Annotated in this window: 9 protein-coding genes; 8 read left to right on the top strand and 1 reads right to left on the bottom strand. The window is 47.8% G+C overall.

The window, feature by feature from the left end:
• Positions 1 to 373: 373 nt before the first annotated feature.
• The 7 genes from gltB (at position 374) to ASV53_RS06265 (ending at position 10,154) form a co-directional block, all read left to right on the top strand.
• A complete protein-coding gene (gene gltB, locus ASV53_RS06295; RefSeq protein WP_094956474.1) occupies positions 374 to 4,837 on the top strand; it encodes a glutamate synthase large subunit in 4,464 nt (1,487 codons plus the stop codon).
• Between the two features lie 13 nt (positions 4,838 to 4,850).
• Positions 4,851 to 6,263, top strand: coding sequence for an FAD-dependent oxidoreductase (locus ASV53_RS06290; RefSeq protein WP_094956473.1), 1,413 nt, complete (start codon positions 4,851 to 4,853; stop codon positions 6,261 to 6,263).
• A gap of 147 nt (positions 6,264 to 6,410) precedes the next feature.
• Complete coding sequence (gene mtnN, locus ASV53_RS06285; RefSeq protein ID WP_062691240.1) at positions 6,411 to 7,109, top strand: 5'-methylthioadenosine/S-adenosylhomocysteine nucleosidase; 699 nt, start codon at positions 6,411 to 6,413, stop codon at positions 7,107 to 7,109.
• Complete coding sequence (locus tag ASV53_RS06280; RefSeq protein WP_062691239.1) at positions 7,109 to 8,065, top strand: cobalamin biosynthesis family protein; 957 nt, start codon at positions 7,109 to 7,111, stop codon at positions 8,063 to 8,065. Before mtnN ends, ASV53_RS06280 begins: the two co-directional genes overlap by 1 nt.
• Positions 8,066 to 8,899 carry a vitamin B12 ABC transporter substrate-binding protein BtuF gene (gene btuF, locus ASV53_RS06275; protein ID WP_275657086.1) on the top strand — a complete coding sequence of 278 codons (834 nt, stop codon included), beginning with the start codon at positions 8,066 to 8,068 and terminating at the stop codon, positions 8,897 to 8,899.
• 54 nt (positions 8,900 to 8,953) lie between these two features.
• A complete protein-coding gene (locus ASV53_RS06270) occupies positions 8,954 to 9,562 on the top strand; it encodes a TRIC cation channel family protein (protein WP_094956472.1) in 609 nt (202 codons plus the stop codon).
• 175 nt (positions 9,563 to 9,737) lie between these two features.
• The gene (locus ASV53_RS06265; protein ID WP_094956471.1) at positions 9,738 to 10,154 is read left to right on the top strand and encodes a VOC family protein; all 417 of its coding nucleotides are present in this window, start codon (positions 9,738 to 9,740) and stop codon (positions 10,152 to 10,154) included.
• 70 nt (positions 10,155 to 10,224) lie between these two features.
• Here ASV53_RS06265 and tyrS read toward each other — a convergent pair whose 3' ends face one another.
• Positions 10,225 to 11,412 (bottom strand): tyrosine--tRNA ligase, encoded by a 1,188-nt coding sequence (gene tyrS / locus ASV53_RS06260; protein ID WP_094956470.1) that lies wholly within the window; start codon positions 11,410 to 11,412, stop codon positions 10,225 to 10,227.
• Between the two features lie 128 nt (positions 11,413 to 11,540).
• Between tyrS and shyC the strand changes: the two genes are divergently transcribed.
• Positions 11,541 to 12,860, top strand: a complete 1,320-nt coding sequence (gene shyC / locus ASV53_RS06255; RefSeq protein WP_094956469.1) for a peptidoglycan DD-endopeptidase ShyC — start codon at positions 11,541 to 11,543, stop codon at positions 12,858 to 12,860.
• Positions 12,861 to 12,885 lie beyond the last annotated feature (25 nt).

Below are 12,885 nucleotides of genomic sequence, written 5' to 3'. Positions count from 1 at the left end.
ATTATTCAGTTGATAGCCCTCCTCTTCCCTAACGTCTCTTTACAAAAAGTGGCTCACCATCACCTTATTTCCTCAAAATAATCGCAACAATAAAATGATGCTATTCCGAATACCGCCTGTTAATAATTCGTTAAAATAAGATTTAAGATCAATTAATTACAGTTTTTAATATCGCCATATTGCCCGATAAAAACGTAAACGGTCAAAATTTGACCTTTTTGTAATTTGCCGTTAACTTGGAAGATCGCAGGATGCGCAATGGTGGACGATCAGCGCCATAACTATGCAGTCAGACCACTTTTAACCTCATCAACCCACAAGTTATGAGATTAAAAGTTAACGCTCAGGATGAGCAGACCAAGGGAGAGTTGTCATGACACTGTATGACCCAAGGCTGGAAAAAGATAATTGTGGATTCGGCTTAATTGCCCATACCGAAGGCGAAACAAGCCATAAATTGGTACGAACAGCGATTTCAGCTCTGGATCGTATGACCCACCGTGGTGGTATCGCAGCCGATGGTAAAACGGGGGATGGTTGTGGGCTATTAATGAAAAAGCCCAGCGACTTCTACCGTATTATCGCCGAAGAACACAGCTGGAAATTGGCCCGCGAATTTGCCATTGGGATGTTATTTCTTAGCACCGACCCAATCAAAGCCGAGCAAGCCCGTAAAATTATCACTGAAGAACTCAGTAAAGAAACACTCTCCATTGTCGGTTGGCGCGATGTGCCCATTAATTCACAAGTCTTAGGCCCTATCGCCAAAGAGTCACTGCCCGATATTGTCCAGGTTTTAATCAATGCCCCTGCAGGCTGGAAGCCACGCGATATCGATCGCCGCCTGTATATTGCGCGTCGTCGTATCGAACAACGGATCAACCAAGACCCTGATTTTTATATCTGTAGCCTGTCGACCCAAGTGACCGTCTACAAAGGCCTTTGCATGCCCGCGGATTTACCGCGATTTTATACCGATTTGGGTGATCTTCGCTTACAGTCGTCCATTTGTTTATTCCACCAGCGTTTTTCTACTAACACCCAACCTCGCTGGCCACTGGCACAGCCATTTCGTTACCTCGCCCACAATGGTGAAATCAATACCATCGCAGGTAACCGCCAATGGGCACGCGCTCGAGGCTATAAGTTTTCCTCGCCATTATTGCCCGATTTACAAACTGCAGCCCCCTTTGTCAATGAAAGCGGCTCAGATTCATCAAGTCTAGATAACATGCTGGAGCTCTTTCTAGCAGGTGGGATGGATCTCTTCCGCGCGATGCGGATGTTAGTACCACCCGCATGGCAAAATCACCCCGACATGGATCCTGAACTGCGCGCTTTTTACGATTTTAACTCCATGCACATGGAACCCTGGGATGGTCCCGCGGGCATCGTAATGTCAGACGGACGCTATGCCGCCTGTAACCTTGATCGGAATGGCTTACGCCCTGCTCGCTATGTGATCACCAAAGATAAACTTATCACTCTAGCTTCTGAAATTGGCATTTGGGATTACGCCCCCGATGAAGTATTAGAAAAAGGCCGTGTCGGTCCTGGCGAGCTGCTGGTTATCGACACCAAATTTGGCAAGATTTGGCACTCCAAAGACATCGACAACGATTTAATGGCCCGTCACCCTTATAAAGAGTGGCTCGATAGCCATGTCAAACACCTCACGCCATTTGAACAATTGGATGATGAGCAAGTCGGCAGCCGATCGTTATCCGATAACGAATTAAGCACCTACCAAAAACAATTTGGTATGAACCGTGAAGAAATCGACCAAGTACTTAGAGTGATTGGGGAAAATGGCCAAGAAGCCACAGGCTCGATGGGTGATGATGCACCGATGGCCGTGCTTTCTTCCAAAGAACGCAGTGTGACTGATTACTTTCGCCAAATGTTTGCCCAAGTGACCAACCCGCCGATTGATCCACTGCGCGAAAAGCATGTGATGTCGCTGGCCACCTGCATTGGTCGCGAGATGAATGTGTTTTGCGAAACTGATGGTCATGCCTACCGCGTCGCCTTTAAATCGCCCGTGCTGCTGTATTCCGATCTGGTTCAGCTACTTGAGCTCGACAGTCAATATTATCGCAACAGCATCGTAGACATTAACTACGCCCCCGCAGAGAAAGATTTACAGCAAGCGATCCTCGATCTGTGTGATCAAGCCGAGCGCTTAGTCCGCAGTGGTACCGTGCTTATTGTGCTATCAGATCGGGGCATCAATGCCAGCAAAGTCCCAATTCCAGCGGCAATGGCAGTCGGGGCCGTACAAACGCGCCTAGTTGAAACCAACTTGCGCTGCGATGCCAACATAGTGATTGAAACCGCCACCGCCCGCGATCCACACCAATTTGCAGTATTACTCGGTTATGGTGCGACCGCCGTTTATCCATACCTAGCGTATGAATCGCTAAGCCAACAAATCGACAGAGGTGCAATCAATAGGCCGTACCGTGATGTCATGCTCAACTTCCGCGATGGTATCAACAAAGGCTTATTTAAGATCATGTCAAAGATGGGGATTTCCACCATCGCCTCGTACCGCTGTTCACATTTATTTGAAGCGGTAGGGCTTCATCCAGATGTGATCAGCCTTTGTTTCAAAGGGACGGCTAGCCGTATTTCCGGTGCAAACTTCGATGATTTCCAACAAGATGCCATCAACTTAGCGCGTCGTGCATGGCTCAAACGTAAACCCATCGAACACGGCGGTTTGCTCAAATATGTGCATGGCGGTGAATTTCATGCCTATAACCCCGATGTTGTCGGCACACTCCAACAAGCGGTTAAATCAGGGGATTATCAAGATTATCTCGCCTTTGCTCGCGAGGTAAATGAACGTCCAGTTGCTGCTATCCGAGACTTGCTACAACTGACGAAAAGCGAAAACCCTATCGCAGTAGAACAGGTGGAAGCCGCCACTGAGTTATATAAACGCTTCGATTCTGCGGCAATGTCAATTGGTGCCCTGAGCCCCGAAGCACACGAAGCACTCGCCATTGCTATGAACCGCTTAGGCGGCCATTCCAACTCTGGCGAAGGTGGCGAAGACCCTCGTCGGTTTGGCAACGAGCGTAACTCACGGATCAAGCAGGTCGCCTCTGGTCGTTTTGGCGTTACCCCGCATTACTTAGTCAATGCCGATATTATCCAAATCAAAGTCGCCCAAGGCGCAAAACCCGGTGAGGGCGGCCAATTACCCGGCCATAAGGTCACTACCGAAATTGCTAAGCTGCGCTATGCCGTCCCAGGGGTCACGCTCATTTCCCCGCCCCCGCACCACGATATTTACTCGATTGAAGATTTAGCCCAACTGATCTTTGATTTAAAAGAGGTCAACCCAGCCGCCATGGTTTCGGTCAAGCTGGTCTCTGAACCAGGCGTGGGGACGATTGCCACAGGTGTTGCTAAAGCCTATGCCGACTTGATCACTATATCAGGCTACGATGGCGGAACAGGTGCGAGCCCATTAACCTCCGTTAAATATGCAGGTAGTCCGTGGGAGTTGGGGCTAGCTGAAACGCAACAGGCCCTTGTGGCCAATGGCTTACGCCATAAAATCCGCCTGCAAGTGGATGGCGGCTTAAAGACAGGGTTAGATGTTATCAAAGCCGCCATTTTAGGTGCAGAAAGCTTTGGTTTTGGCACTGCGCCCATGGTGGCGTTAGGCTGTAAATATCTGCGTATTTGTCACCTCAATAACTGTGCAACAGGCGTTGCAACTCAGGATGAAAAACTGCGCCGAGATTACTTCAAGGGCTTACCTGAGCAGGTGATGAATTACTTTGTTGGACTTGGCCAAGAAGTACGAGAGTTACTGGCACAACTTGGCGTTGAAAAACTCACCGACTTGATCGGCCGTACCGATTTACTGATCGCCCTTGATGGCTTCAGCGCCAAACAACAGAAGCTCGATTTAACTGGCCTACTTCACGCACCCACCCCCGCAGAAGGCAAAACCTTGTATTGCAGCGAGCCCAATACCCCCTTCGATAACGCAGTCTTGAGCCAAACTTTACTGGAAGAAGCATTGCCCGCGATAACCGCACGCAGCGGCGCAGATTTATACCACAACATACGTAACACTGACCGCTCTATTGGGGCTAGATTATCCGGTGAAATTGCAACCCGTTACGGCAATCAAGGTATGGCATCTTCCCCCATTAATCTTCATTTGACGGGCACCGCAGGGCAATCTTTTGGGGTCTGGAATGCGGGTGGTCTAAACCTTCACCTTATTGGCGATGCTAACGATTATGTCGGCAAAGGTATGACGGGGGGGAAAATCACCATTCACCCCCCAATGGGCTCGGCCTTTAAATCACATGAAGCCACCATTATAGGAAACACCTGTTTATACGGCGCAACAGGCGGAAAACTGTTTGCAGCAGGTACCGCAGGTGAACGATTTGGCGTAAGAAACTCTGGCGCCATCGCTGTGGTTGAAGGCGTGGGCGATAATGCTTGTGAGTATATGACAGGCGGGATAGTCGCCATCTTAGGGACAACAGGTGTGAACTTTGGCGCAGGCATGACAGGCGGCTTTGCTTACATCCTAGACCAAAACGGTGACTTCGCCGGACGGGTAAACCCTGAACTGGTCGAAGCGCTTCCACTCGATGATTTAGCTATCCACCAAGAACACCTTCGTGGGCTTATCGACCGCCATTTGGAAGAAACAGGATCACGCCGAGCCCAAGAAATTCTGGCCGATTTTGATCTATGGATTCCTAAGTTCTATCTCGCGAAACCGAAGTCAGCCGATGTGAACACCCTCTTGGGACATCAAAGTCGCTCAGCCGCTGAACTACGCGTTCAAGCACAATAAGGAGGGAACCTTCATGAGCCAGAACATTTACCAATTTATTGATGTATCTCGCGTTGATCCAGCGAAAAAGCCACTCAAAATCAGAAAAATTGAGTTCGTTGAAATCTATGAACCCTTTACTCAGCAACAAGCCAGCGCCCAATCCGATCGCTGCCTCGATTGCGGTAACCCGTATTGTGAATGGAAATGCCCAGTCCACAATTACATTCCACAATGGCTTCAATTAGCCAATGAAGGTCGCATTATTGAAGCCGTCGAGCTCTCGCATCAGACCAACACCCTACCTGAAGTCTGTGGTCGGGTGTGCCCACAAGATCGTTTATGTGAAGGGTCTTGCACCCTCAATGCCGATTTTGGTGCCGTCACCATCGGCAACGTCGAAAAGTACATTACCGATAAAGCCTTTGAAATGGGCTGGAAACCTGACATGTCACATGTTGAGTGGACCGACAAAAAAGTCGCGGTGATAGGCGCGGGACCTGCAGGCCTATCATGTGCTGATATTCTGGTGCGCAATGGCGTCAAACCCGTCGTCTTTGACCGTTATCCTGAAATTGGCGGCCTGCTCACTTTTGGTATCCCCTCGTTCAAATTAGAAAAAGAAGTGATGATTAACCGCCGTAAAATCTTCACTGAAATGGGCGTTGAGTTCCAGCTTGATACTGAAGTAGGCAAAGACGTGCAACTGGCCGACTTAATCAAAGACTATGACGCGGTATTTCTTGGCGTTGGCACCTATAAAAACATGCGAGCAGGCCTAGCCAACGAAGATGCTCCAGGCGTGTACGATGCACTGCCCTTTTTAATTTCGAATACTTACAAAGTGATGGGACTCGACACATCAACGCCATTTACCAATATGAAAGGCAAACAAGTAGTGGTACTTGGCGGCGGCGATACGGCGATGGACTGCGTACGTACCTCAGTGCGCCAAGGGGCCAAAAAAGTCATTTGCGCTTATCGCCGTGATGAGGCCAATATGCCGGGTTCCAAACGCGAAGTGAAAAACGCACGAGAAGAAGGGGTTAACTTTCAGTTTAACCTGCAGCCACTGGGCGTCGAGGTAGACCAAGCGGGGCATGTCACCGGCATCAAAGTCGTAAAAACCGCCCTTGGTGAGCCCGACGATGCTGGCCGCCGCCGCCCTGAACCCGTCTCTGGCAGCGAACATATTATTAAAGCCGATGCCGTAATCATGGCCTTTGGTTTTCAGCCACACGCCATGCCTTGGCTCAGTGATTACAATGTCGAGTTGGATCAATGGGGACGTATTCAAGCACCACAAGATAACGCCTTTCCATTCCAAACCTCTAACCCTAAAATCTTTGCGGGCGGTGATGCCGTGCGCGGCTCCGATCTGGTAGTTACCGCCATTGATGAAGGGCGACGCGCAGCCGATGGAATCATGGATTTTCTGGATGTCTAATCGTTAACTGATTACCACAAGAAAGAAAGATAAAAACAGCGAGAGAGATGAGGCGTTAAGCTCTGACCTCTCGCTTTTTATTTGTTACAATCTCGCCATTATGCGCTCAGTGTGAGCGCACATCTGAACAACAAAGAGAAGCTAGCTATGAAAATCGGCATTATCGGTGCGATGGAGCAAGAAGTTGCGATCCTAAAAGACCAACTGACTAACTGTGAAACACACAAAAAAGCAGGTTGTACCATTTATACAGGTACGCTAAACGGTGCCGATATCGTGTTACTGCAATCAGGTATTGGTAAAGTAGCCGCAGCTGTTGGCTCTGCAATTATGCTAGAAGTTTTCCAACCTGATGTGGTACTTAACACAGGTTCTGCGGGCGGCTTTGATAGCAGCCTAAACGTAGGTGATGTCGTGATTTCAAGCGAAGTTCGCTACCACGATGCCGATGTAACTGCATTTGGTTACGAAATCGGTCAAATGGCACAACAACCTGCCGCTTTTGCATCTGATGAAAAACTAATGGATATCGCCGCGCAAGCACTGGCAACAATGGAAGACGTGCACGCTATTCGCGGTCTAATTTGTACTGGCGATGCGTTTGTATGTAGCGCAGAGAAACAACAATTCATCCGTGACAACTTCCCAGCAGTTATCGCTGTTGAAATGGAAGCAGCGGCTATTGCCCAAGCATGTCATCAGTTCAACGTACCATTTGTTGTTGTTCGCGCAATTTCAGATGTAGCAGACAAAGAATCGCCAATGAGCTTTGATGAGTTCCTACCACTGGCAGCGAAAAGCTCTTCAGTGATGGTAGCTAAAATGGCTGAGTTACTGAATCAGTAATGAACGACCTTTTAGCGATACTCGCTAACAATAGCACCCTACTTGCAATGTGGGGTGCCATTGCATTGCATTGGCTTATTGCCATTCCGCAAGACCTTCACCCGCTCAACTTATGGCAACGCTTGGCCATCATGCTAGCCAGCCGCGTTAATAAACCTAATGATAACCGCCACCAACGTTTACTATCAGGTTTGCTAACTTGGTCACTAATGTGGCTTACCATGCTCATTATGCTGATTGCCTGCAAACAGTTAGTCTGGATTGACGCCCTGTTTGATCTCACCTTGTTATGGTTCGCATTGGGTTGGAAAAATATCAGCCAACTCAGCCACCAGCTGATCAAAGCCTATAGCGCCGAAAATAAAACCCTCTGTCGACGCCTACTCAGCACCACTCTTAATCGCCAAACGGAAAGCCTGTCTTTATTAGGGCTAGGAAAGGCGGGGGCTGAAACACAACTGCTCGGCTATGGTCGCCAAGTCATTGGCGTGCTGTTTTGGTACGGGCTCGCAGGTGGGATTGGTGCGCTTATGTATCGTCTTGCGGTCAGCCTAGCGCGCGTATGGTCACCAACCCGCAAGCAATATGTCTTTTTTGGTTATCCTGCCATTCGCATTTTAGCGGTACTCGATATTGTGCCATTACGCTTATTCGCCTTACTTATCGCGCTGGGACAAAACGGAAAAGTGGCGTTACGCAGTTTATGGCAGCAAGGTGAAAACTGGCAGCTTCCAGGACCTGGCTGGCTACTTGTCGCAACGGGCAACAAACTATCACTTTCTCTCGGAGGGCCTGCAATTTATGAAGACCGTAAATTGGAACGTCCACGCTTAGGCGGGAAAATAGCCCCTGCGGCTTTACACCTTGCTCAAATCGAGCAAGTCGCTAAAAGCCGAGTCATCATTTGGCTGGTGGTACAAAGTTGTCTTATCATTCTTTTCCAAGGAGCTTTTTAAGTGCGTTTCGCTTGCTGCTGTTTTTTGTTTTTTTCCACCATGAGTTTTGCAACACAACCCGCAACTCGAGTGATAAGCTTATCTCCTCACATGACTGAGCTAGCGTATGCCGCAGGGTTAGGCGATAAGCTGATTGCAGCAACGGAATACAGCGATTACCCCAAAGCCGCACTCAAGCTAGAACGCGTCGCCAATCATAGAGGCATTAAATTAGAACGCATTGTTGCCCTTCAGCCCGATCTGATCCTGGCATGGAAAAGTGGTAACCCCCCTCGAGAAATGGCCAAGCTTGAGCAGCTGGGATTCAATGTTGTCTACTCCACTTCAAAAGAACTGCCAGCCATTGCCGACACCATCGAGCGACTGGGTCAATACGCCGACTCCCCCCTACAAGCACAACAAGCAGCGAACGATTACCGTGAAAAGCTCGCAGCACTGACCCTGAAATATCAGCGCCAAGAAAAAGTACGCTACTTTTATCAGCTCAGCGCCGCCCCAATAATCACCGCCGCGGATGGACACTGGCCGACTCAAGTGTTTCAAGTCTGTGGTGGTGAGAACATTTTTGCCGCAAGTAAAGCCCCATATCCGCAGGTATCACAAGAGCAAGTTGTGATCCGCCAACCAGAAATCATATTTGGTACCTCTCACGCCAATACAAATGTTGATATATGGCAAGACTGGCAGGGTAAAATACCTGCTGTCGATAATCGACAGATATTTACCGTGAATTCAGACTGGCTTAACCGCCCGACACCTCGAACGCTAAAAGCGATCAAGCAGGTATGCGATCACCTAGACACGGTACGAGAACAACGACGTGCGACACAGTAGTCCGCTGCTCTGCCGTCATCTTTATTTTCGCTTTCTTTATCAGGTAATACTTTAATGCTTATCTATCTCCTTGATATGTTTGGTACTGCTGTATTCGCAGTATCAGGTGTGCTCTTGGCTGGACGGTTACGAATGGATCCCTTTGGCGTTGTGGTACTCGCCAGCGTAACGGCTATTGGTGGTGGTACTATTCGTGACATGGCGCTGGGTGCAACGCCTGTGTTCTGGATCACTGATACCAATTACCTTTGGGTGATCTTCATTACATGCTTATTCACGATGGCCGCTATTCGTCGACCTCAAAAGCTGCCGTGGTATGTTCTCCCTGTTGCCGATGCCATAGGTTTAGCGGTATTTGTCGCCATTGGTGTTGAAAAAGCATTACGTTTTGGCGCATCACCTATGGTGGCTGTGATCATGGGTGTGCTTACAGGCTGTGGCGGTGGTGTGATCCGTGATGTACTGGCGCGTGAGATCCCCATGGTATTACGTACTGAGGTATACGCGACTGCCTGTATTCTTGGTGGTATCGTGCACACAACAGGTTTGTTAACTGGTTTTACAACCGAAGTATCCTCACTTGCGGGCATCATCACCACGCTGACGATTCGTCTCGCGGCTATCCGCTGGCACTTGTCGTTACCATCACTGACACTACGCTAATAACAAAACTATTTATTACTTTCCGTTTCAAAAAACCGCCGACCCTGGCGGTTTTTTTATGTTTCACTCCAACTAAGTAATATAAAAACTTTACTTAATAACAAGCACTACTACTATGTAAAGTATAAGCATTACTTAACCCTTTATTCCATTCGATATGAAGCGGAGAGCAGCCATGAAACCCTACGTTGAGCATGCCAACATTACGATCAAAGATATCGATCACACCATTACGTTTCTACAAACTGCGATACCTGAATTTAACGTTCGACATCGCGGATACAACGAGGCTTATCGTTGGTGTTACATAGGCACGCAAGACAGCTATTTAGCACTACAAGAGGTACTTGAGCGCACTCAGGTCGACCGTAACCCGTATGTCGATATTGGGATTAATCATGTGGGTTTGGTGATTGACGATGTAGATGCAGCCAAAGTGCGATTGCTGGCCGCTGGCTATGTGCAGAATGATCTGGCGACCGATCACCCTTGGCGAAAACGTATCTATTTCTTTGACCAAGATGGTGTGGAGTGGGAGTTTATTGAATACCTGAGTCAGCAAGCGAAAGAGCGTAATGACTATGATCTTTGATATTGAATAGCGTAGCGGCATTAAAAAAGGCGCCGAAGCGCCCTTTGATTCTCTGAATCAGCAATAATGATTACTTCAGAGTAATACGTGCAAACTTACGTTTACCGACTTGGTAAACCGCAGTACCTGCCGCAGGTACTAGCTTAGTATCTTCGATTTTATCACCGTCGATCTTGGCTGCACCTTGGCGGATCATACGCATCGCATCTGATGTCGAGTTAACCAGGCCTGCTTCTTTTAGTAGGTTACCAATCGCCATACCCGCTTCAAACTCCAGCTCAGGCATTTCTTCTGGCATCGCACCTTTTTGGAAACGGTTGATGAACTCTTGCTCTGCTGAGTCAGCATCGGCTTCAGAGTGGAAGCGAGCAATGATTTCTTTCGCTAGCAAGATCTTAACATCGCGTGGGTTTTTACCGTTTGCCATGTCTTCTTTAAACTGCGCGATTTCTTCTAGTGGACGGAATGACAAGCATTCGAAGTAGTTCCACATAAGATCGTCAGAGATAGACATGATCTTACCAAACATTTCGTTTGGCACGTCGTTCACACCAATGTAGTTGTGCGCCGACTTCGACATTTTCTTCACGCCGTCTAAACCAACCAATAGTGGCATGGTTAAGACAACCTGTGGTTTTTGACCGTTCGATTTTTGTAGCTCACGCCCCATCAGAAGGTTGAACTTCTGATCAGTACCACCAAGCTCTACGTCAGTTTCCATCGCCACAGAATCGTAACCTTGTAGCAATGGGTACATGAATTCATGAATAGCAATTGGACGACCGTCAGCATAACGCTTTTTAAAGTCATCACGTTCTAGCATACGTGCAACCGTTTGGTTTGCCGCTAGACGGATCATACCTTCAGCACCTAGCTCAGATAACCATGTAGAGTTGAACTCAATTTTGGTTTTTGCTGGGTCTAGAATTTTGAATACTTGTTCTTTGTACGTTTCAGCATTTGCTAAAACATCTTCACGAGTCAACGGTGGACGCGTGGTGTTTTTGCCTGTTGGGTCACCCACCATGCCGGTGAAATCACCGATTAGGAATGTCACATCGTGGCCAAGCTCTTGGAAAGTGCGTAGCTTGTTTAGGATAACTGTGTGACCTAGGTGGATATCTGGGGCTGTTGGATCTGCACCCAGTTTGATACGTAATGGACGGTTTTCTTTTAACTTGGCAATCAGCTCTTCTTCTGGAATAAGCTCATCGACACCACGCTTAATCTCAGCTAAAGCCTGTTCAATGCTGACCATTCTTGTTCGCTCCCACAGAATTGGCAAAAAAGTGATAATCGACCATCTTACTTGAATAGCGATGTTTTTTGAAACCAGTTAGACTGCGTGTTGTCTATTTTTTTATTCAGGCCATTTATAGATCCACCATGCCGTTTAGTAAGCTAGCTCAATTACCCAAGATTCATCAGATACTGATCGCCACGATCAGTGCTCTTATCGTGCTGTTGCTTCTGCTACCTTCACCCGACAATATGGCGCCGGCTGATCGTAAATTCGAAGTAGGCAAGGCGTATCCCATTGCTGTCAATGTGGACACCCCGCAACTGCTTCCCGCAGAAAGTACAACTTTACCTTCAGCGCCTCTGACATGGAAAAAACACAAAATAAAATCAGGTGAAAGCCTTGCTGTTGTCTTCGACAAAGTCGGATTAAGTCCAGCAACCTTATACCGTCTCGTCAATGCCGATGAAGGCACGCGCTCTCTCACCAACCTGCGCCCAGGCGACACATTAAAATTTGGTTTTGATGAAAATAACGAGTTGATCCAACTCATCAAGCCCAACACAGCTACCGACACACTCGTGATTACACGAACCGCTGATAGCTTTGTTTCAAAAGCAGAAACGAAAACCGTCGATACTCAACTTAACTTTGCTAAAGCAACCATCACATCCAGCTTTTGGAATGCCGGTGATAAAGCAGGGCTAACGGCTAATCAAATCATGGAGATTGCTGGGATTTTTGGTTGGGATATCGATTTCGCGTTAGATATTCGCGGGGGGGATAAGTTCTCTGTATTGTTTGAAGAACAATTTGTTGAAGGTGAATCCATTGGCCGAGGAAATATTCTCGCTGCAACCTTCACCAACCTAGGTCAGACATTTACGGCGGTACGCAGTGAAGACGGTAAGTATTACGATAAAAATGGTAACGCCATGCGTAAAGCTTTCCTCCGCTCACCAATTAACTTCCGTTATGTCAGCTCTAACTTTAACCCTCGTCGCTTACATCCAGTGACAGGCCGAGTAAAAGCACACCGAGGCACAGACTATGTTGCACCAGTTGGCACCCCTATTTGGGCTGCGGGTGACGGTATAGTGATGAAGTCGGCGTATAACAAGTTTAATGGTAACTATGTCTTTATTCGCCACACCTCAACCTATATCACCAAGTACCTGCACATGACCAAGCGTAAAGTCAAAACAGGTCAACGGGTTAAACAAGGACAAACCGTCGGTACACTTGGTGGGACAGGCCGTGTAACTGGCCCTCACTTACACTACGAGTTCTTGGTTAACGGCGTACATAAAAACCCACGCACAGTGAAATTGCCTCAGGCAGAGTCTCTTCATGGGAAACAAAAGACCGCCTTCAAAAAGCATGCTGATAAACGCTTAAATCAATTAGCACAGTTCAGTAACTTGCTGGCTGGCACGAATAGTCCATTAATTATCAACCAAGGATAATTAACCTATTCACGGAAAACAAAAA

This window comes from Photobacterium sanguinicancri (assembly GCF_002265265.1).
Taxonomy (GTDB): Bacteria; Pseudomonadota; Gammaproteobacteria; order Enterobacterales; family Vibrionaceae; genus Photobacterium; species Photobacterium sanguinicancri.
The sequence above is the reverse complement of the archived record's forward strand: the minus strand, read 5'-3'. Positions and strand labels throughout refer to the sequence as shown.